Origin of the sequence: Nonomuraea sp. NBC_00507, from assembly GCF_036013525.1 — a bacterium.
GTDB lineage: Bacteria > Actinomycetota > Actinomycetes > Streptosporangiales > Streptosporangiaceae > Nonomuraea.
The window spans coordinates 2,932,126-2,956,179 of sequence record NZ_CP107853.1; the positions used below are offsets into that span (position 1 = coordinate 2,932,126).

Genomic DNA, 24,054 nt, shown 5'->3' on the forward strand with positions numbered 1-24,054 from the left:
CCACACTGTCGATGAGCTGGGCTGCGTCAGCCTGCCAGTCGGGCGAGGGCCAGTTTGTGTGCCTGGTCGAGGGACTCGGCAGCAGCGCAAGGGACGTCGGGCTGGACACCGGTGCCCTCCCAGTTCGCGCCGGAGACGGGGTTGATGGCGCGGCCGGTGGGGACGGTGGCTTCCAAGTGGGGGTGCACAGTCCAGCCCTTGCACGGATGTGCGCCGCCGCGGGTGGGCTCGCCGACGACAACGGCGCGGCCGAGCTGTTGCAGGTCGTAGGCCAGTTCCTCAGCGGCGGAGAAGGTGCTGTCACTGGACAACACGTACAACGGTTTGCTGCCACCAAAACGCGCGCCGGGAACGTGCGGAAGGCTCCAGGACTGCTCGCTGCGCTCGCCGCGGCGCCAGTACATGGTGTTGAGGTGAGTGCGCTCGTCCAGGAGGTAACTGCAGACGAAGGCGACGGTGTCTGGGTCGCCACCCCGGTTGTTGCGAAGGTCCACGATCAGCGCCTGGGCGCGGGAGGCCAGGGTGAGCGCGGCGCTCAGCGGTTCGGCGGCCCACTCCAGCGGGAACAGCATCGGCGCCAGTTCCACCACGGCGACCTCCCCGTCGAGCAACTCCACCCGGGGCGCACCGCCCAGCGAGGTGTCGAAGTCCAGGCGGATGGAGTCCAGAGTGGCCGCGCCTTGCTCGGGGGACACCGGGTCGGCGTGGTGTTTCAGTCTCAGGTGTTTGTCGTTGTTGACGGACTGCAGGTCCGCGGTGACCAGACGGGCGAGCTCTTCGGTACCGTCGACGTCATAGGCGCCCTCGGCGAGGCGTCGTTGGAGCAGGCCGGCGAGTTGCTCGGCTATCTCAGGGAAAACGTAGTGCTCGGTCAGTAGTCGGGCTGTCTCGTCGATGACAGGGGCAGGCTGAAGCGTCGTCACAGGAGTCATGGCAGGGAGTAGAGCACTGCCCTTACGAAAACGTCAAAGACGTTTAGGCACATTCGTTATGCGTGATCAGCCTTCCCACTTGCCACGTCCATGAGATGTTCTGGAGATCGGCGCGCCTGTGCGGTTCGCGGCGCTCGCCCACCCGTCGCGTCAGCGGTTCCTCTTCGCCCTAGGCCACCAGTGACACAGCCCGACCGCCCCGAAACCCCGCCCCCACCTCACCGGCCTTCGGGGCGACGGCCGCTGGGTGGGGGGCGCCAGATCTTGCTGGTGATCAAGATTTGATCGCCGCCGACGGGTGGAGCCAGAATGCGGGATGAGTCCAGGCGTATCTCGCGCTCGGGACTCGGATCTCGGTGGGGAGGTGTGGCCGGGGCGCCTGACCCGACGTGCATACCGCGGCATGCTTGCCTCATGGCGGAAACGACACGGATCACAGTGATGCTGCCGAGTGACCAGGTCGCCGAACTCAGGAAACTCACCGACAACGTCTCCGGCTATGTCGCCGAGGCGGTGGGACGCCAGCTGCGCCACCACCTTCTCGGCGCCGACCTGCTGCGTCACCAGGAGGAGCACGGGGAGTTCACCGAGGAGGAGCTGGCTCAGGCTCATTCCAGGATCTTCGGGGCGGCGGATCCCGGCGGTCCGGCGAGCGCAGCGTGATCGAGCAGGTCGAAACCGTCGTCCTGGCCTCCCAGGGCTCTCCGCCTGGATCGCGCAATACCGCAAGATTCTCGCGATGTTCCAGGTGTTCCATACCGTGGGCGCCGATTTCGCCACCGGGGCCAACACCATCGTGGAAGTCAGCCACACGCGGATGAACATGCCTCGGCTGCAGTGGGTGCTCTCCCACGTCAAGGTCGAGCCGGTGTCCCAGGCAGCGGCGAAGGTGTCTGCGGAACTGCTCAAGGCGGCAGGTCTGCACGGGCACAAGTACGCGATCGACGCGACGGTCGCAGAGGTGGCACTGCGCCAGCCGGGTCCTGTGGTCATGCTGACCTCCGATGTCGACGACATGGCCCGGCGGTGCGGCGATGATCCCTACGCGCTGGTCAGGGCGTCTGTTCGGGGAGGATACGCCCCTCGGCGCCGGGTAGGTCCGACCACCAGCGGTCGTAGCGACGGTAGACCCCGGGCTCGCGGTCGGCCAGCAGCGCCGCGAGCGCTTGCGCCTCGTCGGCCAGTTGGTCCCACGTTTCGCGGGGCAGCGGGTGGAACGCGGTGGCCTCGATCCCTTCCTCGACCGGCCGCCACACGCCGGCGACATGACCGTCGACCAGCAGCGTCGGCAGGACGTCGCCGTTGGACCGGGTCACGAGCTTGCGATAGTCCGGTGGGATGACACGGCTGCGGTCGGCGTAGGCCAGCAGGATGTTGTCCCACATGGGCAGCAGCCGTGGCGGGGCCGGTGTGTCGGCTGCCGGGCGTGGTGCGTCGGGCAGGTCGAACAATTCCGTGCCGTCGGGCCCGGTCAACCGTTCGAGCACTCCGGCCTGGGCGCCCATCGCGCTGCGGACCCTGGACCGGGATACCAGGGCGAACTGTGCGACGTCGGCGACAGATGCCGGGCCGAACCCCTCCAGATAGCGCAGAACCAGCCTCTGCAGGGCCTGGTCGGCCGCTTTCCCCAACGTCGGCGCTATCCCCGCCGCGATGTAGGCCGGCCGCGCGCCGAACGACCAGGGCCCGCCGGTAACGGCGTGCAGCAGCGGCGCGTAGGACCGAAGCGCCCACCACACGCCCTTCGGCGGGACGCCGAGCCGCGCCTCGATCCAGGGCTGAATCTCGGCCGCGGTCCGGGGTTGAGCCGCGAAGGCCAGGAGCTCGCCGATCAGCGCGTCAGCGTCTGCCGCGGTGATGCCGCTGCTGGTGAAGCGCGGATCGCCGAGCCGGGGCGCGCGCAACGAGGGCTGCATCGCCTCGTGAAAGGGCGGGTAGTCCTCGGCGTGGACCGCGTGCAGCGTGATCCGCAGGAGCGTCGCCTTGACGACCTTGCCCTCAGCGAACGCCGCGTCCAGGTCCGCCGGGTCGAACCCGGCGAGCCGGTTCCACAGGGCCAGGTACGGTGAGGCGGCGTGTTGCGCCTGCAGGGCGACCAGGCGGCGCACGGCCTCGACGACATCCAGGGCCTGCCGTCCCAGGAGCAGTTGGCGGGTGAGCGTGGCCCGGTTGAGCTCCCGCGCGGTAAGCCGCATGCGTCAGTCCTTGTCGGCCGGCAGGGTCGGGTAGTCGCTCATGGGATACAGGCCCACGGCGAATCCGTAGGTCGTCTCACCGGAACGGGGCACCTGATCGAACTCCTGCACCAGGTCCTTGATCCGGTGCCAGAACTCCGTGGCCCGCTCCGGCGAGATCCGAGCGTGCCGGATGAACGCCCACAATTGGTGAGCCTGATAGGCCGCGGCGGACTCCCTGGCCGCGACCTCGAAGTCGTTGAAGTCCAGCGGGAGTGGGCCGCCGCCGGGAGATCGGCCGACGCCGACGTAGAACATTCGGGCCGTGCGGCCGTAGTAGCGCTCATCGATCGCCCGCACCCGCCGGGTCCGCACCACGCGCAGCAGCCCGGCCTCGGCCAGGACATTGACGTGGTGCGCGACCGTGCCTTTGGGGCGCGCGACCGCAGCAGCCAGCTCCGTCACGGTGGCAGCGCGCTCGTGCAGCAGACCGAGGATCGTGGTCCGCAGCGGATCGCCGATGGCCCGTACCTGCTCGGGGGTGCTGAGCTCGATCACCTCGGCGAGGTCGTAGTCCGGAACCGAAGGATTGGTCGACATGATTCGATTAGTCTAACATCATCAATCATTCGAGATTTCTCGTTCGTTCAGGAGCGCACGCACGGAAGGGGCCGCCGCATGACCGAGGTCTTGTTGTTCCACCACGCTCAGGGGCAGACAGCCGGATTCCTCGGCTTCGCCGAGACGCTACGCCAGGCCGGGCACACCGTGCACACACCGGACCTCTTCGACGGGCACACGTTCGCCAGCCTGAACGACGGCCAGACCTATGCGGGCAAAGCCGGCTTCGACAACCTCCTGGAGCGTGGTGTGCGCGCCGCCGACGCACTGCCCAGCGAGCTGGTGTACGCCGGCTTCTCACTCGGTGTCATGCCGGCCCAGAAGCTGGCGCAGACCCGGCCAGGCGCGCGTGGCGCGCTGCTCTTCGAGTCCTGCCTGCCTGTCTCGGAGTTCGGGATCTCCTGGCCGGAGAACCTGCCGGTCCAGGTCCACGGCATGGACGCCGACCCGATCTTCGCCGGCGAAGGAGACCTCGACGCCGCCCGCGCCCTCGTCGCCTCGGCGAAACACGCCGAGTTGTTCCTCTACCCCGGCAACCGGCACCTCTTCGCCGACAGCAGCCTGCCGTCGTATGACGCCGACGCCGCCGCACTGCTCACCCGCCGCACCCTCGACTTCCTCGCCACCATCGGCTGAATAGCGAAAGAAGCATCGGCTTCCCAAACTCGGTCACGTTGCCCGCCGTTCACCCCGGTTCGGGTACGGCACGCCGCACCACCACGCTGCAGCATGCAGTCAACCGCGGCGATACCCCGCCAGCCTGCAGCACCGACCTACGTGGTGCGCTCACGCAGACCCGCCGCCCCAAAGGCCCGCTCCAGGACGACCACGGGGATCTGCCTGCGACTCCTGGCCTCGTAGGTCCGGTAGACCGGCGCGAGCTCGGTCATCATGCGCCAGAGCCGCTCTCGCTCCGGCCCCTCGGCGGTACGCGCGCGGGCGGTGAACCGCTCGCCGAGGATCTGCACGCCGACCTCCGGGTTGGCCACCACGTTGAGGTACCACGCGGGGTGCGTATGGGTGATGGCCGAGCCGGACGCCACCAGCACGTAGCGGCCGTCGTCCTCGCCGAAGAACAGTCCCGTGCGCAGCCACCGGCCCGACTTCCTGCCCTTGACGGTGAGGACGAGGTTGGTCACCCCTCCTTCCAGGTAGCCGTCGCGGCCGTCCGTGGCGAGGTAGCGGCGGACGTGCTCGGCGACCGAAGGGTCGGGGCTGTCGGCGGCGTCGTCCCACATCAGTGGTCTCCCGCGGTGATGCCTTGGGCGGACCTGGCATTGACCGCGAGCTCACGCGTGGCCATGCTGCCGACATATCTGCTCCTCAGGACGAGCACGCCAGCCGTGACGTGGGCGGCGGCGGCCTGGGCGATACGACCTGTGAGTGCGCCGACGCCTGTTGAGCTGTCAGGTGCAGCTGTACCTGATGCATTGGGTTCGAAGCGCCAAGCCGCGTGCCACGGAGCGGTGGAGGGTCGAGAAGTCATGTGTGAGTGCCTTTCCGTTGCACAGCTTGAAATCTTCACTGATGACAAGATCCGGCCGCCGCCCCGCACATGGGCCGGGCGGCGGCTGGAAGCGGGGCGTGCCTCAGTGCGCGCTGCTGAGGCCCTGGGCGAACCCGCCGTCGACCGGGAATTCGACGTTGGTGGTGAAGGTCGCTTCGGCGGCCAGGAAGAGCGCGGCTGCGGCGACCTCCTCGACGGTGCCGTTGCGCTTGAGCGGAGTGGTCTCGCTGCCCTGCCGCTCGAACTCGCGGCGTTCTTCCTCGGTCAGCCCGGCGACGCCCATGGTCGGGGTCTTGATGTAGCCGGGGGCGACGGAGTTGACGCGGATCTTGCGAGGTAGGAGCTCGGCTGCGAGGACGTGGGAGATCGCACGCACCGCTTCCTTGGAGCCGGAGTAGGCGCTCAGGCCGGGGAAGATCAGGTCGTTGGCGACGGTGGTGAAGACGATCGCCCCGCCGTCGTTGATCAGCGGTGACAGGCTCTGCACGGTGAAGAAGGCGCCCTTGGCGTTGACGGCGAAGTGCCGGTCCCAGGAGTCCTCGGTGACCTCCTCCAGCGTCTGCACCTCGGCGATGCCGTGGTTGACGAAGAGGTAGTCAATGCGGCCGAGCTTGTCCCGCACGGTGGCGGCGAGGGCACGGATGTCGGCCATGCTCGCCGCGTCGGAGCGTACGACGTGCGCGGAGTCCGGCTTCAGCTCGGTGCGCGCCTGCTCGATCGTCGTCTCGTTGCGGCCCGTGAGGACGACCTCGGCCCCGCCGTTCAGGAGCGCCTTGACCATGGCCAGGCCCATTCCGTGGGTACCCCCTGTGACGACGGCCTTCTTGCCTGCGAACTTGCTCATCATTGACTCCTTGCTCAGACAGCATGCGAGGTACGTGTGGTGCGCCGGTTCCGACCGGCACACAGAGAGTGGGGGCCAGGACTCGCGGTCTTCTGTCGGTCCGCTTGCGGCGCGCTGACACGCCAGGCAAGGACCGCGTGGCCGTACGGTGATTCCATGCGGTTCGGGGTGTTGGGTCCGCTTGCGGTCTGGTCGGCGGACGGTGAGCTCGTGGTGGTGCCGGAGTCGAAGGTGCGCTCACTGCTCGCGGCCTTGCTGACGGCTCCGAGGCAGGTGGTCTCCGCCGACCGGCTCGTGGACGAAGTGTGGGGCGACACGCCGCCGGCGAACCCCACGGGCGCCCTGCAGACCCTGGTGTCGCGGCTGCGGCGGGTGCTCGCCCGGGCCGGGGGGCAGGGCCTGGTGGCGCACCGGGCCCTCGGCTACGTCCTCGACGTGGCGGACGAGGCCGTGGACGCAGGCCGGTTCACCGCGCTCACCACGCGAGCCCGTACCACCGCCGACCCGCGCGAACGTGCCGGCCTGCTCACTGAGGCGCTGGCGTTGTGGCGCGGCCCGGCCTTCGCCGACTTCATCGACGAGGACTTCGCGCGTGCGGCCATCACGCGCTTGGAGGAGCAGCGCCTGCTGGCCATCGAGGAGCAGGCCGAGGCCCGCCTCGAGTTGGGCGAGCACCGCCTTCTCGCCGCGGAGCTCGGCGACCTCACGGACCGGCACCCGCTCCGGGAGCGGCTGCGCGCGGCCCATATGCGGGCCCTGTACGGCGCGGGCCGGGCGAGCGAGGCCCTGGACAGCTATCAGGATCTACGCCGCCGCCTGGACCAGGAGCTGGGCCTTGAGCCGGGTCCCGAACTGGCCGCCCTGCAACAGGAGATCCTGCGGCAGGACCCGGCCCTGCGGGCCGTCCCGGCACCCGCGTCCGCCCCACGCCGCCACACCAACCTGCCCATCCCGCCGACCGCCCTGATCGGGCGGTCGGACGCGTTGGAGCAGGTTCGCGCCCTGATCGCGGCGGGCCGCCTGGTGACGTTGACGGGGCCCGGCGGGGTCGGCAAGACACGCCTGGCAGTGGAGGTGGCGTCCGGCCTGACCGGTTCCTACGCGGACGGCGTATGGCTGGTGGAGCTGGCCGCCCAGGCCTTCTCCACCGAGTCCGGCGCCGCCACCACGGGCGACGAACTGGCCGAGGTGGTGGCCGCCACGCTGGGCATCCGGGACGACGCCAATCCTGGCCCGCTGCCCGACAGGCGGTCGCACACACTGCTCGACCGCCTGTCCGACGCGCTCCGCACCCAGCGCCTGCTCCTGGTCCTGGACAACTGCGAGCACGTCATCGAGGCCGCCGCGAGCCTGGCGGAGACGCTGCTGCGGTACGCCCCTGGCGTACGGATCCTCGCCACCAGCCAGGAACCGCTGAGCATCCCGGGCGAGCAGGTATGGCCGGTGCCCCCGCTCGATCTGCCCCCGCTCGATCTGCCTGGGGGCTCGGCCGACCAGGCGGTGCTGCGCACGTCGAGCGCGGTGCAACTGTTCCTCGAACGGGCTGCGGCAGCCTCGCCCGGCTTCGCCCTCTCCGACGACGACGCCCGCGCGGTCGCCTCCATCTGCCGCCGGCTCGACGGCATCCCGCTGGCCCTGGAGCTGGCCTCGACCCGGGCACGGGTGCTTGGCGTGCGTGAGCTGGCCAGCCGTCTGGACGACCGGTTCCGGCTGCTCACCGGCGGCCACCGGGGTGCCCCGGCGCGGCAGCAGACCCTGCGCGCGATGATCGACTGGAGCTGGGAACTGCTCACCGCAGCCGAACAGGCGGTGCTGCGCCGGCTCGCCGTCCACTCCGACGGCTGCACCCTGGAGGCCGCCGAGGCCGTCTGCGCCGGTGCCGGCGTGAAGCCCGCCGAGGTCCTGGACCTGCTGACCCGGCTGGTCGACCGTTCCCTCGTGCTGGTCGCCCACGAGGCCGACGGCACCCGGTACCGGCTGCTCGAGTCGGTCTCGGCGTACCTCCTGGAGCGGCTGAGGGAAACCGAGCACGAGCGAGTACGGCGCGCCCACGCGCACTACTACGCGGCGTTCGCCGAGCGGGCGGACCCCCTTCTTCGCGGCGCCGATCAGCAGCACTGGCTGCGACGCCTGGACGCCGAGACCGCCAACATCCGCAGCGCCCTCGACAGCGCCGCCGCCGACGGCGACGCTAGCCAGATGCGCCGGCTTGTTCACGCGATGGCCTGGTACTGGTTCCTGCGCGGCCGCCTCACCGAGGCCAACCGCTACCTCACTCTGGCCCTCGCCCAGCCGCAGGATCCTCCCGGACGCGGTGAGGGCGCGGCGGACTCAGCGGTGGGTTCCACGGCCGATCGGGTGCCGGACCGGTCGGGGACCGTGGCCTGGCAGACCGGGATGAGCCTGCTATCAGGCGCCCCGGACGGACTGGCGCGCCACAGCCGCGCCATCCTCGGGGTATACGAGGGCATCCGCGACCCGCACGAGCGGACCAGGGCGGGCTGGCTACTCGGCTACGCGGTCACCCGGTTCGGTGACTTCGCGGTAGGCGAGGAGTTGCTGAACCGGGTGCTGACGGAGTCCCGTGCGTTCGGCGACCGCTGGGCACTCGCCGCGGGGCTCAGCACCAGGGGCATGCAGACGTACGTGTGCGGCGATCTCAAGGCTTCCCGGCGCGACGGCACGGAGAGTCTCGAACTCTTCCACGAGGCCGGTGACCGATGGGGGCAGCTGCAGGCCACGGCCGTGCTCGGACGGCTCGCGGAGATCGAGGGCGACTATCCACAGGCCGCTCACCTGCACCGGGAGGGGCTGCGGATGGCCGAGGATCTGGGGCTGTGGACCGACGCCTCGATGCGCTGGTCCGAGCTCGGCAGGATCACCCTGTTGACGGGCGACTACGCCAGGGCCGAGGAGTTCCACGAGCAGGGCCGACGCCTTGCCGTCGAGCAGGGAGATCAGCCGGCCGAGGAGTTCGCCGAGATCGGGCTCGCCCTGGGGGCGCGCCGGCAGGGTCGGTTCGACCGAGCGGAGTCGTATCTGCGCCGGTGGCTGGAGTGGAACCGGCAGTTCGACGCGGAGTACGGGACGGCGCTGATCCTGGCCGAGCTCGGCTTCCTCGCGGAGCTGCGCGGGAACGCGGAGACGGCATTGGCGCTGCACCTGGAAGGGCTGGCCGCGGCCCGGGACACCGGCGATCCACGGGCGATCGCCCTGGCCTTGGAGGGGCTCGCCGGGGCGTGGGCCCTCGCCGGACACCCTGCGCGGGCCGCGCGCCTGCTCGGTGCGGCGTCCGCGGCCCGCGCCTCGGCAGGCGCCCCGCTGCCGGCGGCCGAGCGCGGTGACGTGGACCGGATCACCGCGGCGCTGCAGGCGGCGCTGGGAGAAGCAGGCTTCGAAGCCGAATTCGAACAGGGCGCAGCCCTGGGCTCAGACGCCGACGCGGAGTGGCTCGACGCGTGATGGAGACGCCGGGACACGTACCCGGAAGTCCCTGGTGCAGGGACGGCTGGACGTGAGCACGGCACTGGAGACCGCATGGCGGTTGTCGCGTGCGCCGCCCGGCTGCGAGCTGATCACTCTGGACGACGCCGGCCACGGCCCGGGGAAGGCGGACCCGCTCGTGGCCGTGTGTTCGGCCGGGCCCACAGCTGTCGGCGCATCAGGGACTCGCGCCCGTCAGCGCCGACGATGAGGTCAGCCTCGTAAGTGCTGCCATCGGTGAAGGCGGCCTCGACGTGCTCGCCGCGGTCTGCAACCCCGCTGCACTCATTGCCGAAGGTCACCGTGCCGGCGGGTAGAGCGTCGAGCAGACGCTTGACCAGCCGCCGCCGTGGGGCGCAGATGGTCGGTGTCTCGAAGCGCCGCCCCACAGCGGCTGTGTCCATCCGCATCAGACGGCGGCCGTCGTGGGTAACTCGACTTTGGCCATCTGCGCGATCTTGAAGCGCGCGGTGGTGGCGGGTTGGGGTCGCGCTCACGAGCTCCGGGTGGCGCTGCAGCTGACTGCGCTGATGGTCAAGACGTGATCATGTTGGACCGGATGCCCTTGGTAGTGCTCTGACATGCGGAAACATCGGCGGTCCTAGAGCCTGTTGTTGCGAAGTGGGCAGGGAGAACGTCGGGGTTTCAGGGCGTGATGTGGTGCTCGGTGAACTGGCCGCAGGAGCGGAAGCCCAGGCGTCGGTAGACGGGTTCGCCGTCCGCGGACGCCTGCAGGACCGCGACGCGGTAGTGCTCACGGCGGGCGAGGTGGAGGGCGGCGAGTGTCATGGCGCCTCCGTAGCCGCGTCGGCGGTGGGTGGCCAGGGTGCAGATGTTGTAGATACCGGCCACGTGTGCGTGGAGGAAGACTTCGGCCGAGCAGACCGGGCGGCCCCCCACATAGCCGACCAGATAGAGGGCCGGGCAGTCGGCGGCCAGCGCCTGGGGGACGGCCCGGTCGAAGAAGCGGCGCACGGTTGCGGCGGGCGGATCCCAGTTCGCGGCGACAACCGTGGCGTAGTCAGAGAGCTGTTCAGGTGTGGTCACCGGGCAGACGTCCAGTCCATCCACAAATGGCTGGGGCACGGGGCCCTCCAGGTCGGCCCACATGGCCGTCTCGTGTTCGGCGGCCAGCAGGCCGACCGCCGACAGGCGGGCGGTCAAGTCCTCCGGGATGGAGGCAGGTCCCACCCACCAGGAGAAGGGGCGACCGGTGGCAGCCAGCGTCCGGATCGTCTCGGTGATCCGTGCCTGGGCGGTGCCGGGGGTGAAGCGGGCCGCAGCAACGATGTTGAACGTGTCGTCGGCGAGACCGCTGTCGGCAACCAGGAGATCGTCGGTCTCCACGACGATCGCGCCTCTCATGCGTCGGTGCAGGTGACAGGCATGTTCGGCCAGGTTCTGCTCCATCCTGGCCAGCAGCTCACTTTCATCACGGGCGGGGCTCTTCATCAGGTTCATGATGATTGATCACAGCATGCCTGTGGGCAACTCGGCTCGTGGTTCTGGACTCGCCTAGTCACACCGTCTCCGGCTGGTGCTGGCCCGACTGATCCCGGTCGCGCTGTCGTCGATCGCCACCACCAGCGGCGCGTCCGGCTCGGCCAGCGTCGCGACGGGGACCACCGACCCGGTGACTCGAGCCGTCCAGAGAGACCTTGTAGCAGCTACCACTCGGACTGCTCGACGATCCGTCTGGTGGCGCTGGAGGCGTACATAGCCAGGACACGGTCGGCTTGCGGCTGTTGCCGGGATAGATGCCGTTGTGCCCGCGTCGGCGCCGACACCGGCAATAACCAGATGCTGGCCACGCCGGCCTGGATGTGGAGCCGGCCCGGGGACCAGAAGGAGGCCGAACAGCTGGCCCGCGACGCCGTCGACACGGCGGTTATCTTGGGTTGTTGAGTATTCAGGCTGGTCAGCGAGTTGATGCTCAGTAAGGCATGTTAGGCGCGTAGGTCATCCTGCGGTCAGCTCGGTGAGCAGGCTGGTGATGTGCTGCCTAACTGCTGCGGGCCGATCTTGTCGATGCCGGAGATTTCGTGATGCACTTGTTGGCGGCCCGAGGACATTCCGTCGAAGAGGCCCTCGACGAGTGGCTATGCGGGGCGTAGAAGCTCCTCGCGCCTGGTCAGCAGTTGGGCGCGCTCGGCCAGCAACTGGGCGTGGCGCGCCTTCAGGTACGCCCCGGTGTCGCGCACCCACTGCGCCAGCTTCTTCACCTCGGCCCTGGTCTTCTCGATGCGCTGATGCTTGAGCACATCGCTGATGATGTTGTCGAAGAAGGCGTCCACAAACCACCGGGTGTCCACCTTGGGCATCACCGGCCGGGCCGCGATCCCGGTGTCGGCCAGCTCGCGGGCGAAGACGTCCAGAGCCCGCTGGGCGTGCCAGGCGGCCTTGTCGGCACTGGTCAGCTTGTCGTGTTCGTAGGCGTCGGCGAGCGGACCGCCGCCGAACACGTCGAAGGTGGAGGCGTTCCTGGCGGAGTCGAGGAAGCGCAGCACGACGCCGAGCGCCTCGTGCGCGCCCTGCCCCGCCTGGCGGGCCTCCTCACACTCGCGCACATCGGCGCTCAACCGGTCGAGCGCGGCGCCGAGGTCGGCCAGCTCACGCGCGCGCGGATCTCCGTTCCGGATGAGCTGCTGCTCCTTCTGGGCCAGCAACTGGGCGTACTCCCGGGACGCGGGGTCGAGCACGGCCAGCTCGGCGGCGGCCGCCGCCGCATCGGCTTCGAGCTGCGCCAGCCGGGCGCGGTGACCGTCCACGCGTTCCCTGGCCACCACCGCCTCGGCGCGCTCGCGCTCCAGCCGCTCCTCGCGGTTGCCCAGCATGCGGGCCAGGACGGCGGACAGACCGCCTTCCAGCCGGGCGACGTCACGCTCCTCCTCGGCCAGCTCGAACTCCAGATCCTCCAGGGTGCTACGGACAACCTCGATCTGTTGCGCGGTGATCTTACGCAGGTGCCGAACGTGCTCGGCGCGGTGCATTCTGGCGGCCGCCTCGCGCAGCCGTTCGTCAAGCCCGGGGGAGAGGGTCACGCAATGACGACGAACGGGCCGGACCGGACGTTCCGCACAGCTCGCCGAGCTTACACAGCGACCGCCGGGCCAACGTGCCTTACGACCCCGAATGAGCGGCGGGCCTCAACGAGCAGGCCGTTCAGCGGCCGCCGTTGTCCAGTTGGCGATCACTGGCCATGGGATCAGCGGCGGCGTGCGGCCGGGTCGCGGCTCTGCCGGGGAGCAGATCAGCGTGCCCGTGATGGGGCACCGACAAGCGATTCATCTTCATGGACTCCGTTTTCGAGCGTTCCAGAGCACTATTGCACGCGATCCAATTGAGTGGTTAGCTCTTTCACGCACAGGAGGTGAACGCCATGGACGACATCGACCGGGCCATCCTGCGGGAACTGCAGGTGGACGGGCGGATCCCGTACAGCGATCTGGGGCCGAAAGTCGGGCTGTCGCCGTCGGCAGCCCGCCAGCGGCTGCAGCGACTGATCGACACGAAGGTGGTGCAGGTCGTCGGGGTCACGGACCCGATGGCCATGGGCGGGCAGACCATGGCCATGCTCGGTCTGCGCGTGGACGGCGATCCCCGCACGGTGGCCGACGAACTCTCACGCCACGACGAGGTCGTTTACGCCGTCCTCGTCTCGGGCACCTTCGACCTCTTCGTGGAGGTCGTCTGCCGTCGCCCGTACGCCCTCCTGGATTTCGTCAACGTCGTCGTGCGTCCCATCGAGGGCGTCGCGGCGGTGGAGAGCTTCCCGTACTTCGGGATCCACACCCACCGCTTTCTGTGGGACGTCGACTGAGCGCTCCTGCCTCACCACCACCGAGGTGGCTGCCGACGCTTTACCCACCGCCCCCTGCCGGTCAGCATCCACCCATCCCTCCACCGAACCGCTCCGAGGTACCCGGCATGACGCACGACCAGCCCCTCACCATCGACTTCTTCACGCACCAGGGCCTGCCGGCCCCACGGCTGACCACCGAAGAGGCCCGCCGGACCGCCGCGGAGCACTTCGGGCTCGCGGTCCGCGCCGAGGCGCTGGGCAGTCAGCAGGACGCCAACTTCCTGCTGACCCACGACGACGGATCGCCCGTGGCCGTCCTCAAAATCGCCAACCCGGCGTTCACCGCGACCGAGATCGACGCGCAGGACACCGCCGCAGACCTGCTCGCCGACGCACAGCCCGGTCTGCGTGTCGCGACCGTCGTGCGCGATGTCGATGGTGTCCGCAGGACTGCCACCATCCCCACCGACAACGGTCCGGTCATCGCCCGCCTGCTGCGGCATCTGCGCGGTGGGACGCTCTCCGGCTCACGTCATCTGGCGCCCCGGACGGTCGCGGCCATGGGGCGTATCGTCGGCCAGGTCAGCACGACCCTGCGGTCCTTCCGTCATCCGGGACTGGAACGGGTCCTGCAGTGGGATCCCCGCCACGCTGACCGCGTGGTCACGCGACTTTCGGACCACGTCGTCGAGGCGGAGCGCAGATCCGCCGTGCTGGCCGCGACCACGGAGGCCTGGGCCGTTCTCCTGGGGGTCGCCGACCGGCTACCGCGCCAGGCCGTGCATCTGGACCTGACCGACGACAATCTCGTCATCTCGCCCGACAGCCCCGTGCCACTGCCCGACGGGATCATCGACTTCGGCGACCTGACGGACAGTTGGGCGGTGTGCGAGCTCGCCGTGACACTGTCCTCGATCCTCCATCACGACGGCATGGAACCGCACCACGTCCTGCCCGCCGTCCGCGCGTTCCACGAGATCAGGCCGCTGTCCAGGGACGAGGCGACGGCTCTGTGGCCCCTGGTGGTGCTCCGGGCGGCCACCTTGGTGGTCAGCGGACGGCACCAGGCTGCCATCGACGGCGACAACGCCTACGTGAACGCCGCGCTCGAGCGCGAGTGGCGCATCTTCGAGCAGGCCCGCGCCGTGCCGACTGCGGTGATGACCGAACTGATCGTCGAGACATTCGGCCTGACCCGCCAACGGGCCACCGCCGCGGTGCCCGCGGTGCCCGTGCTGGCCGGACCGGACCCCGCAGGCATCGCTGTGCTGGACCTGGCCGTCGGGTCCGACACCATGGACCACGGCACCTGGCTGGAGGACGCAGCCATGGACCGTCTCGCGGCCGGCCTGCTCACCGCCGGCGCCACCATCGTCACCACCCGCTACGGTCAGGCGCAACTCACCGCTGCCCCCGCTCTGTCCACCACCTCGCCCGCCACCATCGCCACGGGCGACGACCTGTGGCTCGACGGGCCCGCCGTCCTGCAGGCGCCGGGCGACGGCGAGGTACTGGCAGCGGGGCCCGGCCACGCGGCCGTCACCTTCGGGCCCCACGTGCTGCATCTGTCCTTCCCCGACGCCGCCCACCCGATCCCGCCCACTGGCAGACCCGTGCACGCAGGCGACCAACTGGTCGCCCTGCCCGCCGGCGCTCGCGTCCACGTCTCGCTCCGGCGGCCCGAGGCACCCACGATCCCGGCACTGGTGCGGCCCGAGTACGCCGCCGGCTGGCTCGCGCTCACCGCCGATCCCGCCCCGCTGCTCGGGCTGCCCGCTGTCGGCGGTGCCACCCCGGGGGACGACCTGCTCGCCCGGCGCGACGCGGTATTCGCCCCGGTCCAAGAGCACTACTACGAAAACCCGCCCCGCATCGAACGCGGTTGGCGCCACCACATGGTGTCCGCCGAGGGCCGCTCCTATCTGGACATGGTCAACAACGTCACCCCGCTCGGCCACGCCCATCCTCGCGTCGAGCAGGCGATCTCGCGGCAGCTGCGCAGGCTCAACACCAACTCCCGGTTCCACTACGCCGCCGTCGTGCAGTTCACCGAACGCCTCGCCGCTCTGCTGCCGGCCCCCCTGGACACCGTCTTCCTGGTCAACTCCGGCTCCGAGGCCGTCGACCTGGCGATCCGGCTCGCTATCGGCGCCACCGGACAGCACGACGTCGTCGCCCTGCGCGAGGCATACCACGGCTGGACCTATGCGTCCGACGCCGTGTCCACCTCTCTCCAGGACAACCCCAACGCACTGGCCACCCGCCCCAGCTGGGTCCACACGGTCGACTCACCCAACTCCTACCGGGGGCGTTGGCGCGGCGAACAGGCCGACAACTACGCCCTTGAAGCCGTCCAGGTGATCGATGAGCTGGCCGCCTCCGGCCGCCCGGCGGGCGCCTTCCTCAGCGAGTCGTACTACGGCAACGCCGGCGGCGTCGCTCTGCCCGACGGCTACCTCCAGCAGGTGTACGCGGCGGTGCGTCGGCACGGCGGTCTGGCCATCGCCGACGAGATCCAGGTCGGCTACGGCCGCCTGGGCACCTGGTTCTGGGGCTTCGAGCAGCAGCAGGCCGTCCCTGACATCGTCTGTGTCGCCAAGGCCATGGGCAACGGCCATCCACTCGGCGCCGTCATCACCACCCGGGCCGTCGCCGACCTCTACCGCGACCAGGGCTACTTCTTCTCCTCCACCGGCGGCAGCCCCGTCTCCAGCGTCGCCGGCCTCACCGTCCTCGACACCCTGCGCGACGAGGACCTGCAAGGCAACGCCGTGCGCACCGGCGCCCACCTCAAGGCAAAGCTCCAGGCCCTCGCCGAGCACCATCCCCTCATCGGCGCCGTCCACGGCTCCGGCCTCTACCTCGGCCTCGAACTGGTGCGCGACCGCCACACTCTGGAGCCCGCCACCGAGGAGACGGCCGAACTCTGCGAGCGTATGCTCGACCTCGGCGTCATCGTCCAGCCCACCGGCGACCACCTCAACATCCTCAAGATCAAGCCACCGCTGTGCATCGACCCCGCCGGCGCCGACTTCTTCGCCGACACCCTCGACCGCGCTCTCACCGAACTCGGCCACCGCGGCACGGGCGAACACACCCGCTGAGCGACAACGGCGCTCCTGCTCACAACGTCGATCGGCAGCCCGACTCAGGCCACGCCCTTTGCTCCTCGACATGACGACAGATGCCACCAGCGCCACGTAGCCCGGAAAGCCGCCGCCACTTACCGCTTCGGACATCGACAGACGGGTTTCGGTACGATCGTTCCTGCGGCAAGGCGATTACGGCGCGGCCGCCGCCGCCAACCGTCCCGCAAACGACCGATCCGAGCAGGCGCGATCGCAGGTAACGCGTTCGTCACTATGGGTCCCGCTCGTGCTGGTTCGGTAGCACACTCTGGAGGCATGTCGAAGACGACGCCGGGGGTGGGACGTATGCCGGGTTCGCGGCTGTGGCGGGGTGTGGTGATCGCCGCGGTCGTGGTGCTGGCAGCCTCATTAGGGGCGGGGCTTGTCTGGTTCTTCGCCGATCCGCTGCACCTACCGGAGGACGTGCTGCAGGTGCTGGACCAGCGGGCCAGCGTGGTCGGCATGTTCACCGGCATGCTGGTCGGCGTGGCCGGGCTGGTAGTCGCCGTGGTGGCGTTGCGGGCGCAGGTCCGCGCCGATCGCTGGTCGGCTGCAGGCACCGCGCCTGGCACGCCGGCTGCCGAGCCAGGTGCGCCGCCACGGGCGTCGGCCTCTGGGGAGCGGTCGGTCGCCATCGGCGGCGACAATTCCGGCATCGTCTCCACCGGTGAGGGCGCGCGGAATGTGCAGATGCGGGTGGAGGCTTCGGGGGAGGGCCGGGTGTATCAGGCCGGCGGCGACCAGATCATCACTGAGCGATGACCACGCCTCCAGCGGCTAATTCCCCACAGCGGCAGCCGCTTGTCCAGATGGACGCCACCGCCTCAGGGCAGGGCCGCGTGTATCAGGCGGCCGGTAACCAGATTATCAACCACCACTACCCGCCCCGGCCGGAACCAGGCCAGATCGTCGAGGGCGATATCCCGCAATGCCCGCCCGGCTTCCAGCCGCGTCCGCAGCTCCTGCAGCGGCTGGCCGACCTGCTGGGCGAGCCCGTGCAGGACGGGCAGGGAAGTGCTGGCGGCGGAGCGGTGGTGATCTGCGCGCTGGCCGGCACGCCCGGGGTGGGCAAGACCATGCTGGCCGCCTCCTACGCCTGGGCCTGCCAGGCCGCCCGCTGGCCGGTGGTGGCCTGGATCGCCGCCGAGACCACCGACCAGATCCTGACCGGCCTGGCCGCCCTGGCCGAGCGACTGGGCGAACGCCGCTCCGACGAGGACGCCGCCGCGGCCGCCCGCCGCGCCAAGGCGTGGCTGGCCGCTACCGCGCAGCCGGCGCTGCTGGTCTTCGACAACGCCACCGACGTGGCGGCCATTCGCCGCTGGTGCCCGGCCACCGGCGCGGCCCGGGTGGTCATCACCACCCGCAACCGAGCCTTCGCCCGCGCCTACGCGCCGCTTGAGGTGGAGGTGTTCACCCCCGGGCAGGCCGAGGCCTTCCTGCGGCGGCGCACCGGCCTGACCGACCCCGACGGCGCCGCTGAGCTCGCTCACGAGCTGGGACATCTGCCGCTGGCGCTGGCCCAGGCCGCCGCGGTGATCGTCCGCCTGCGGTTGAGCTGTGCCGGCTACCTGGAGCTGCTGCGCGACTTCCCCGTCGGCGACCAGCTGACCGCCCAGCACGGGGATGCCTACCCGGCCGGCACCGCCGAGGCCATCATGCTGTCGGTCACCCAGGCCGAGTCCGCCCTGCCCTTCGCCCATGACCTGCTGTCGATCCTGGCCGTGCTGTCGCCCTCCGGCGTCCCGCTGCAGGTCCTGTCCGCCCTGAGCGATGCGGGGAGCGGGGGGAGCATCGAGCCGGTACGCCTGCGAGAGATGCTCGCCGACCTGACCGATACCTCGCTGATCACCTTCAGCGAGGATGGGACCACGGTCTTGATGCACCGCCTCATCCAGCGCGTCCTGTGCGACCGGGCCGCCCACCACGGCGACCTCGACGCCGTCCTGGACCAGGCCATCGCCCTGCTCCAGGACTACACCGACACCCTGCCGGACGGCGCCCAGACCTGGGCGGCCCGCGCCGCGGTCGAGATGCTCATCGACCAGAGCGACGCCCTCTACCGGCGAGTCCCCGCCGACGAGCTCCCAGATGATCTCCTGGCACTCCGCATCTGGTGTGGCAGATCTCTGCACGACCTGGCCGAGCTCGCCCGCGCCGTACAGCTGCTCGAGGCCACACTCGCCGACTGCGAGCGGGTGCTCGGCCCCGACCACCCCCATACCCTGATCTCCCGCACCTACCTCGCCTTCGCCTACCGGGAGGCGGGGGACCTGGGCCGGGCCATCCCCTTGTATGAGGCGACGCTCGCCGACTGTGAGCGGGTGCTGGGCGCCGACCACCCCGACACCCTGATGAGCCGTAACAACCTGTCCGGCGCCTACCACGCGGCGGGGGACTGGCGGCGGGCCATCGCGCTGCTCGAGGCCACCCTCGCCGACCTGGAGCGGGTGCTCGGCCTCGACCATCCCGAGACTCTGACCTCCCGCCACAACCTCGCCGTCGCCTACCAGGAGGCGGGGGACCTGAGCCGGGCCATCCGACTGTTCAAAGCCGCCCTCATCGGTCGCGAACACGTGCTCGGCCCTGATCACCCCTCGACCCTGACCACCCGCAACAACCTGGCCAGCGCCCACCAGGCAGCGGGGGACCTGAAGCGGGCCATCCGACTGTTCGAGGCCACCGTCAGCGACTATGAGCGGGTGCTGAGCCCCGACCACCCCGACACCCTGACCTGCCGCACCAACCTGGCCAACGCCTACCAGGCGGCGGGGGACCTGGACCAGGCCATCCCGCTGTATGAGCAGACGCTGGCCGAGCGCGAGCGCGTGCTCGGCTCCGACCACCCCGACACCCTGACGTCCCACATCTACCTCGCCAACGCCTATCAGATGGCGGGGGACCTGGATCGGGCCATCCTGTTGCTCAAGGCCAGCGTCAGCGGCCATGAGCGGGTGCTGGGCGCCGACCATCCCGACACCCTGACCTCCCACACCTACCTCGCCAACGCCTACCGGGCGGCGGGTGATCTGAAGCGGGCCATCCTGTTGCTCAAGGCCAGCGTCAGTGACCATGAGCGGGTGCTGGGCGCCGACCACCCCTCAACCCTGGCCTGCCGCAACAACCTGGCCGACGCCTACGAGGCGGCGGGGAACCTGGGCCGGGCCATCCCGCTGTACGAGGCCACCCTCACCGACCGCGAACGCGTCCTCGGACCCGACCACCCCGAAACCCTGGCCTCCCGCGGCAACCTCGCCGGCGCCTACCGGGCGGCGGGGGGCCTGGGCCCGGCCATCGCGCTGTACACGACCACCCTCACCGATTGTGAGCGAGTGCTGGGGAGTGATCATCCCATGACCCGTGTCGTCAGGGGGAATCTGGTGGTTCTCGCCTCCGAGGCTGCTCTTCGAAAGGCTCGTGGGCGGAGGTAGTTGTTCCGTGAGTTTAGAGACACACCACTTTTGATCTTGTACCTACGACCGACGCGTTGTCTTCATTTAACGATCGTTTTTTGAAGATCTTGAAACCGTGGCTCCTGTGTGACTTTCGGTGGTAAGTGGCGGGGGGCTTTCCGGGCTACGTGGCGCTGATGGCATCTGTGGTCATGTCGGGTGGTTCGGGGAGAGCGGTAAGAGGAGCGAAGGTGGCGTTGATGTGGCTGTCGGTCGTGACTGCGTAGACGTAGCGCGGAGGATCGATGCTTCCGGGGCCGGCAATCCACAGGTAGGAGGGTGAGAGATCAAGGACATACTCGATCTCTTTCGCTGCCGTGTGCGGCAGGTTCATCAGCTTGCCGTGCTTTTCGATCTGTCCAGCCAGGCGTGCGGTCTGTTCAGCGCTCGCCTTGGCTTCGATCTGGAGGTGGACTGCGCCTGATCTGGTGTAGAACTCGGCATCCGTTTCGTAGCTTCCGCCCTGCTTCTTTGAGATCAGGTCTCGGGAGAAGGTCCGGTACAGGGAGAAGGAACTGCGGGCCTTGGTGTAGCCGTAGCGTTCGATGGCCAGCGTGTAGGCCGCGAGGTGCGGGATGTACTCGCGGTTGAGCCAGGCGGTCTCCCCTGTGGGTTTGGAGAACAGATGGCGTGGCGCTCCCGTCGGCGTATCAAAGTGATCAGGTCCTGCCTCGCCCCACTTCCTGCGGCGAAAACAGTCTGGTGGGCACTCGCGGAAACTGATGATTCCTAGGGCGATGGCCTGGAGAAACCACGTGCACTCATCACGGACAAGCGGGGTCCGAATGGGTACGGGTCGATGACCCGGCGCGAGGGATGTGATGATCTGCGTGGCCTCTGATACTGGGTTGTCCATGCGTTCAAGTCCTTCTTCCTCGGCGATTCGCCCCTGCCCAAGATGTCTTGGGGCTATGCGGTGCCGATGACCAGGGGGCTGCGGGCTGCTTGGACGTCGTCGGTGATGGTGGTCAGTTCGTTGATGGCCGTGATCCATTGGATCTGGGCGAACAGCCGCGCAGGAGGCGCATCCAGCCGGTGCCAGCCCTCGCCCAGTCGGCTGGTCACCAGCACCTGCCCGGTCAGGGTCCGCTCCAGCAGCGGTCGCACACCAGCCACGTCGACGACGTTGTCGAGCACCAGCAGCCACCCCACATGAGCAGCCAGCCACGCTGTGGCCCGCTCGACCAGGGCCTTCATCGGCAACACCGTGGCCAGCTCCGGCTGCAATGCCAGCGCCAGACCCGCCAGGCCCGCCTGCACCGCATCGTCGGAATCGGCAGTGATCCACCACACCGGATTCAACCCACCGGCGGCGTCACTCCCTGCTGTACGACGTCCTGTGGCCTGCGCCAGCGCGTATTGCGCGGCCAGCGTGGACTTGCCGACCCCGCCCAGGCCGTGCACCGCGGCCACCACCACCTCACCCCCGCCATGCAGCGCCTCCTCCAACGTGGCCAGCTCATCGCTGCGCCCGACGAACGTGCGCGTGTGCCGGGGCAGATACACCAGCCGCGGCGACGCCGTCACCTCGATGACGCGCCGCAGCGCCGCCTCCGGCAGCACCGTCTCGTTGATGACCTGATCACGCCCGGCCTGATTGATCCGACTGTTTCCAGAGGCCGTAGCCTCCATCTGGCCTGCGGCTGCTGGTGCCCAGAGTCGTCGGCCGACGACGGCGGACCGCTCATCGCTCGTTGATGGTCTGGTCGCGTCCTGCCTGATAGACGCGGCCTGACCCCGAAGCCTCCGCCCGCATCTGCACGTTCGTCGCATGATCGCCACTGGAGGCGATCCCGCTGTTGTCACCGCCGATCGAGATCGAGCGCTCCCCGGAGGCAGAGGCTGACGTGCCGAACGTCGCCACCAGCACCCGCAATTCGGCTTCCGCGGCGGGATCGTCCTCCAGCAGATCGCTCAACCGCAGCCGCCAGGCCGCCTCCTGCTCGACGCGGGCCCGCTCCACCTCAGCGCCGGTCCTGCCGACCAGTTCCTGCCGCGAGCGCTCCAGCCGCTGCACGGCGATCTCCTGCCGCTCGGGTTTGCCCCGCCCCAGCAGCCGGGCGAAGCCTTGCTTGGCCAACGTCCACGCATCGGTGGTCATCGCCTCCACCAGCGCCGTGCCCCCGGACGCCGCTAACGCCTCATTCATCATCTTCGGCCCCTCCCTTGGCCCTTGTGTCCGGCTATCGCCACGAGCACGTTCCGCATTACTGCGATAACCGACGGATCATGACCTGAGGTTCCGAATCTGCTGTCACTGAGCGGCTGTCTATGTTCGGCCGCGAGCTCGACCGCCTTGCCTCCGGCGGATGGCGCGAACGTTATCGCGAGCCGGTCTGCCCGCGTGTCGGGTCCCACCAGGAGCCTTTATCAACGATAGCGAAGACTTGATACCAGCGGTTATTCCAGTGATAACTTAGAAGCGGAATCGCTGGAAGCGTACACGAGGAGACCTCATGATCGTTGTCACCACTCCCACCGGCCAGATCGGCGCCCAGGTCCTGGACAAGGTCCTCACCAGTGACGAGCACATTCGCGTGATCGTGCGCGACCCGTCCCGTGTCGCGGCCAAGGCCCGCGAGCGCGTCGAGGTGGTCCACGGGTCACACGACGACCCCGACGTCGTCACCAAGGCATTCGCCGGTGCCGACACCGTGTTCTGGGCTGTGCCGCCGAACATGCGGGTCCAAAACGTCGTGGACTACTACGAAGACTTCAGCCGCCCGGCGAGCGAGGCGATCAAGGCTCAGGGTGTCAAGCGCGTGGTGGCCGTCTCCAGCCTCGGTCGTGAGTCCGGCGAGGTGGCCAAGCGCGCCGGGCACCTGACGGCGGCGTTCGCGATGGACGACTTGCTCGAGGCCACGGGCGTGAGCTACCGGGCGCTTCGCATGCCGTTCTTCAAGGAGAACCTGCTCGGGCAGGTCAGGGTCATCAAGAGTCAGGGCACGTTCTTCCTGGCCAACACCGCTGACCGTCCGCTCGCGACCTGCGCGACATCGGACGTCGCCGCCGCGGCCACCGCACTGCTGCTCGACGACTCCTGGAGCGGCCAGGGCAGCGTCCCGGTCGCCGGTCCCGACGACCTGTCACCGAACCAGATGGCGCAGGTCATGTCCGAGGCGCTGCAGCGCACGGTCCGTTTCCAGGAGATCAGTACCGACGCCTACCGGACGAGGATGTCGCAGTACGGGATTACCGAGGGGGCGGCGCAGGGCATGGCCGACATGGTGACCGCACAGAACGACGGCATCTACGACCATGAGACCCGGACTCCACCGTTCGCCATCCCCGGCACCAGCTTCCGCCAGTGGTGCCAGGACGTCCTCAAGCCCGCGGTCCTAAGCTGACCACTGCGCGGGTACTCCGTCCAGTTGGCCTCCAAGTGCTGACTACGCGAACTCGCTGGGTTGTGCGAAGAGCGCGGTCAGGAGCGTGAAGAGGGTACGTCGTTCGGTTGACGACAGGGGTCCGAACATCTCGTCTTCCAGCATCGAGATGGTCTGTTCGGTCTTCTCCATCCATGCCGCGCCCTCGACGGTCACACATGGACCATGTCTCTTGGCAGTCTGTGGCCATTGCGCCGCCGCCCCTGGCATTCTCGGGACATGCAGAGCGTGTACGAGGCCGCAGGTGGCAGCACAGGCCTGCTCCGCCTGGCCGAAGCGTGGCATTCCAGGGTGATGGCCGACGACGTGGTCAGCCACCCGTTCAGCCATGGATTCCATCCTCAGCACAGCGAGCGACTGGCGGCGTACTGGGCCGAGGCCCTCGGTGGACCCGCCACCTACTCCGAAACCCATGGAGACGAGACATCGGTCGTGCGGATCCACAGCGGCAACGGCCCGCACGAGGAAATGGACCGCCGGGCGATCGCCTGTTTCGACCAGGCCCTGGAGGATGTGGGGCTGACCGCGGCCGAGCCGCTTCGGCAGGTGCTGCACGACTACTTCGTCTGGGCCACCACGACGACGATGGCGCGTTACCCGACGTCTGCCGACGACGTCCCGGAGGGCCTGACGATTCCGCGATGGTCATGGGACGGACTGCAGCGCTGAGCCGAGTTAGCCCGGAACTCCAAGGCGGCGCGGGTCAGCTCGGTGCGCAGCCGCGA

At 69.2% G+C, this 24,054-nt stretch carries 21 protein-coding genes; 9 read left to right on the plus strand and 12 right to left on the minus strand.

Annotation, left to right across the window (positions count from 1 at the left end):
* Nucleotides 1–26: 26 nt before the first annotated feature.
* On the minus strand, nucleotides 27–923 hold the full coding sequence (locus OHA25_RS14915) for a S41 family peptidase (protein WP_327588159.1): 897 nt from the start codon (nucleotides 921–923) through the stop codon (nucleotides 27–29).
* A gap of 423 nt (nucleotides 924–1,346) precedes the next feature.
* On the opposite strand from OHA25_RS14915, the gene OHA25_RS14920 reads away from it, so the two are divergent.
* Nucleotides 1,347–1,595 (plus strand): hypothetical protein, encoded by a 249-nt coding sequence (locus OHA25_RS14920; protein WP_327588160.1) that lies wholly within the window; start codon nucleotides 1,347–1,349, stop codon nucleotides 1,593–1,595.
* A gap of 389 nt (nucleotides 1,596–1,984) precedes the next feature.
* Here the strand turns inward: OHA25_RS14920 and OHA25_RS14925 are convergent, their stop codons facing one another.
* Entirely contained in the window at nucleotides 1,985–3,127 is a 1,143-nt protein-coding gene (locus OHA25_RS14925; protein ID WP_327588161.1) for a winged helix DNA-binding domain-containing protein, read from the minus strand.
* 3 nt (nucleotides 3,128–3,130) lie between these two features.
* Nucleotides 3,131–3,706 (minus strand): ArsR/SmtB family transcription factor, encoded by a 576-nt coding sequence (locus OHA25_RS14930; protein WP_327588162.1) that lies wholly within the window; start codon nucleotides 3,704–3,706, stop codon nucleotides 3,131–3,133.
* Between the two features lie 78 nt (nucleotides 3,707–3,784).
* Between OHA25_RS14930 and OHA25_RS14935 the strand changes: the two genes are divergently transcribed.
* On the plus strand, nucleotides 3,785–4,363 hold the full coding sequence (locus OHA25_RS14935; RefSeq protein ID WP_327588163.1) for a dienelactone hydrolase family protein: 579 nt from the start codon (nucleotides 3,785–3,787) through the stop codon (nucleotides 4,361–4,363).
* Between the two features lie 137 nt (nucleotides 4,364–4,500).
* On the opposite strand, the gene OHA25_RS14940 is transcribed toward OHA25_RS14935, so the two are convergent.
* Nucleotides 4,501–4,965, minus strand: coding sequence for a nitroreductase/quinone reductase family protein (locus OHA25_RS14940; protein WP_327588164.1), 465 nt, complete (start codon nucleotides 4,963–4,965; stop codon nucleotides 4,501–4,503).
* 351 nt (nucleotides 4,966–5,316) lie between these two features.
* Complete coding sequence (locus OHA25_RS14945) at nucleotides 5,317–6,078, minus strand: SDR family oxidoreductase (RefSeq protein WP_327588165.1); 762 nt, start codon at nucleotides 6,076–6,078, stop codon at nucleotides 5,317–5,319.
* A 156-nt stretch (nucleotides 6,079–6,234) separates the two neighbouring features.
* On the opposite strand from OHA25_RS14945, the gene OHA25_RS14950 reads away from it, so the two are divergent.
* Nucleotides 6,235–9,540, plus strand: coding sequence for a BTAD domain-containing putative transcriptional regulator (locus OHA25_RS14950; protein ID WP_327588166.1), 3,306 nt, complete (start codon nucleotides 6,235–6,237; stop codon nucleotides 9,538–9,540).
* A 113-nt stretch (nucleotides 9,541–9,653) separates the two neighbouring features.
* Here OHA25_RS14950 and OHA25_RS61325 read toward each other — a convergent pair whose 3' ends face one another.
* The 3 genes from OHA25_RS61325 to OHA25_RS14960 all read right to left on the minus strand — a co-directional run bounded on the left by OHA25_RS61325 (nucleotide 9,654) and on the right by OHA25_RS14960 (nucleotide 12,602).
* Nucleotides 9,654–9,971, minus strand: coding sequence for an FAD-dependent oxidoreductase (locus OHA25_RS61325; RefSeq protein ID WP_442942112.1), 318 nt, complete (start codon nucleotides 9,969–9,971; stop codon nucleotides 9,654–9,656).
* Nucleotides 9,972–10,206: 235 nt separating this feature from the next.
* Nucleotides 10,207–11,013, minus strand: coding sequence for a GNAT family N-acetyltransferase (locus OHA25_RS14955; RefSeq protein WP_327588167.1), 807 nt, complete (start codon nucleotides 11,011–11,013; stop codon nucleotides 10,207–10,209).
* A gap of 647 nt (nucleotides 11,014–11,660) precedes the next feature.
* Nucleotides 11,661–12,602 carry a hypothetical protein gene (locus OHA25_RS14960; protein ID WP_327588168.1) on the minus strand — a complete coding sequence of 314 codons (942 nt, stop codon included), beginning with the start codon at nucleotides 12,600–12,602 and terminating at the stop codon, nucleotides 11,661–11,663.
* Between the two features lie 338 nt (nucleotides 12,603–12,940).
* Between OHA25_RS14960 and OHA25_RS14965 the strand changes: the two genes are divergently transcribed.
* The 4 genes from OHA25_RS14965 to OHA25_RS14980 all read left to right on the plus strand — a co-directional run bounded on the left by OHA25_RS14965 (nucleotide 12,941) and on the right by OHA25_RS14980 (nucleotide 19,922).
* Entirely contained in the window at nucleotides 12,941–13,381 is a 441-nt protein-coding gene (locus OHA25_RS14965) for an Lrp/AsnC family transcriptional regulator (protein WP_327588169.1), read from the plus strand.
* Nucleotides 13,382–13,488: 107 nt separating this feature from the next.
* Nucleotides 13,489–16,467 (plus strand): aminotransferase, encoded by a 2,979-nt coding sequence (locus tag OHA25_RS14970; RefSeq protein WP_327588170.1) that lies wholly within the window; start codon nucleotides 13,489–13,491, stop codon nucleotides 16,465–16,467.
* Between the two features lie 300 nt (nucleotides 16,468–16,767).
* Entirely contained in the window at nucleotides 16,768–17,253 is a 486-nt protein-coding gene (locus OHA25_RS14975) for a hypothetical protein (protein WP_327588171.1), read from the plus strand.
* 47 nt (nucleotides 17,254–17,300) lie between these two features.
* A complete protein-coding gene (locus OHA25_RS14980; RefSeq protein WP_327588172.1) occupies nucleotides 17,301–19,922 on the plus strand; it encodes a tetratricopeptide repeat protein in 2,622 nt (873 codons plus the stop codon).
* A gap of 145 nt (nucleotides 19,923–20,067) precedes the next feature.
* Here OHA25_RS14980 and OHA25_RS14985 read toward each other — a convergent pair whose 3' ends face one another.
* Genes OHA25_RS14985 through OHA25_RS14995 form a run of 3 tightly spaced genes read right to left on the minus strand, consistent with a single transcriptional unit; the run spans nucleotide 20,068 to nucleotide 22,092 of the window.
* Nucleotides 20,068–20,799 (minus strand): hypothetical protein, encoded by a 732-nt coding sequence (locus OHA25_RS14985; RefSeq protein WP_327588173.1) that lies wholly within the window; start codon nucleotides 20,797–20,799, stop codon nucleotides 20,068–20,070.
* A 53-nt stretch (nucleotides 20,800–20,852) separates the two neighbouring features.
* Complete coding sequence (locus OHA25_RS14990) at nucleotides 20,853–21,575, minus strand: hypothetical protein (RefSeq protein WP_327588174.1); 723 nt, start codon at nucleotides 21,573–21,575, stop codon at nucleotides 20,853–20,855.
* A gap of 52 nt (nucleotides 21,576–21,627) precedes the next feature.
* On the minus strand, nucleotides 21,628–22,092 hold the full coding sequence (locus tag OHA25_RS14995; protein ID WP_327588175.1) for a hypothetical protein: 465 nt from the start codon (nucleotides 22,090–22,092) through the stop codon (nucleotides 21,628–21,630).
* A 307-nt stretch (nucleotides 22,093–22,399) separates the two neighbouring features.
* On the opposite strand from OHA25_RS14995, the gene OHA25_RS15000 reads away from it, so the two are divergent.
* The gene (locus OHA25_RS15000; protein ID WP_327588176.1) at nucleotides 22,400–23,290 is read left to right on the plus strand and encodes an NmrA family NAD(P)-binding protein; all 891 of its coding nucleotides are present in this window, start codon (nucleotides 22,400–22,402) and stop codon (nucleotides 23,288–23,290) included.
* Nucleotides 23,291–23,332: 42 nt separating this feature from the next.
* On the opposite strand, the gene OHA25_RS15005 is transcribed toward OHA25_RS15000, so the two are convergent.
* Complete coding sequence (locus OHA25_RS15005; protein ID WP_327588177.1) at nucleotides 23,333–23,485, minus strand: hypothetical protein; 153 nt, start codon at nucleotides 23,483–23,485, stop codon at nucleotides 23,333–23,335.
* Between the two features lie 63 nt (nucleotides 23,486–23,548).
* Here OHA25_RS15005 and OHA25_RS15010 point away from each other — a divergent pair, with 63 nt between their 5' ends.
* Complete coding sequence (locus OHA25_RS15010) at nucleotides 23,549–23,998, plus strand: group II truncated hemoglobin (RefSeq protein ID WP_327588178.1); 450 nt, start codon at nucleotides 23,549–23,551, stop codon at nucleotides 23,996–23,998.
* The last annotated feature ends 56 nt before the right edge of the window (nucleotides 23,999–24,054 follow it).

Bases quoted from the DNA above. Each gene is read 5' to 3' on its own strand.
- OHA25_RS14920 (WP_327588160.1), top strand. From the start codon at position 1,347: ATGGCGGAAACGACACGGATCACAGTGATGCTGCCGAGTGACCAGGTC.
- OHA25_RS14925 (WP_327588161.1), bottom strand. From the start codon at position 3,127: ATGCGGCTTACCGCGCGGGAGCTCAACCGGGCCACGCTCACCCGCCAA.
- OHA25_RS14930 (WP_327588162.1), bottom strand. From the start codon at position 3,706: ATGTCGACCAATCCTTCGGTTCCGGACTACGACCTCGCCGAGGTGATC.
- OHA25_RS14935 (WP_327588163.1), top strand. From the start codon at position 3,785: ATGACCGAGGTCTTGTTGTTCCACCACGCTCAGGGGCAGACAGCCGGA.
- OHA25_RS14940 (WP_327588164.1), bottom strand. From the start codon at position 4,965: ATGTGGGACGACGCCGCCGACAGCCCCGACCCTTCGGTCGCCGAGCAC.
- OHA25_RS14945 (WP_327588165.1), bottom strand. From the start codon at position 6,078: ATGAGCAAGTTCGCAGGCAAGAAGGCCGTCGTCACAGGGGGTACCCAC.
- OHA25_RS14950 (WP_327588166.1), top strand. From the start codon at position 6,235: ATGCGGTTCGGGGTGTTGGGTCCGCTTGCGGTCTGGTCGGCGGACGGT.
- OHA25_RS61325 (WP_442942112.1), bottom strand. From the start codon at position 9,971: ATGCGGATGGACACAGCCGCTGTGGGGCGGCGCTTCGAGACACCGACC.
- OHA25_RS14955 (WP_327588167.1), bottom strand. From the start codon at position 11,013: ATGAAGAGCCCCGCCCGTGATGAAAGTGAGCTGCTGGCCAGGATGGAG.
- OHA25_RS14965 (WP_327588169.1), top strand. From the start codon at position 12,941: ATGGACGACATCGACCGGGCCATCCTGCGGGAACTGCAGGTGGACGGG.
- OHA25_RS14970 (WP_327588170.1), top strand. From the start codon at position 13,489: ATGACGCACGACCAGCCCCTCACCATCGACTTCTTCACGCACCAGGGC.
- OHA25_RS14975 (WP_327588171.1), top strand. From the start codon at position 16,768: ATGTCGAAGACGACGCCGGGGGTGGGACGTATGCCGGGTTCGCGGCTG.
- OHA25_RS14980 (WP_327588172.1), top strand. From the start codon at position 17,301: ATGGACGCCACCGCCTCAGGGCAGGGCCGCGTGTATCAGGCGGCCGGT.
- OHA25_RS14985 (WP_327588173.1), bottom strand. From the start codon at position 20,799: ATGGACAACCCAGTATCAGAGGCCACGCAGATCATCACATCCCTCGCG.
- OHA25_RS14990 (WP_327588174.1), bottom strand. From the start codon at position 21,575: ATGGAGGCTACGGCCTCTGGAAACAGTCGGATCAATCAGGCCGGGCGT.
- OHA25_RS14995 (WP_327588175.1), bottom strand. From the start codon at position 22,092: ATGAATGAGGCGTTAGCGGCGTCCGGGGGCACGGCGCTGGTGGAGGCG.
- OHA25_RS15000 (WP_327588176.1), top strand. From the start codon at position 22,400: ATGATCGTTGTCACCACTCCCACCGGCCAGATCGGCGCCCAGGTCCTG.
- OHA25_RS15010 (WP_327588178.1), top strand. From the start codon at position 23,549: ATGCAGAGCGTGTACGAGGCCGCAGGTGGCAGCACAGGCCTGCTCCGC.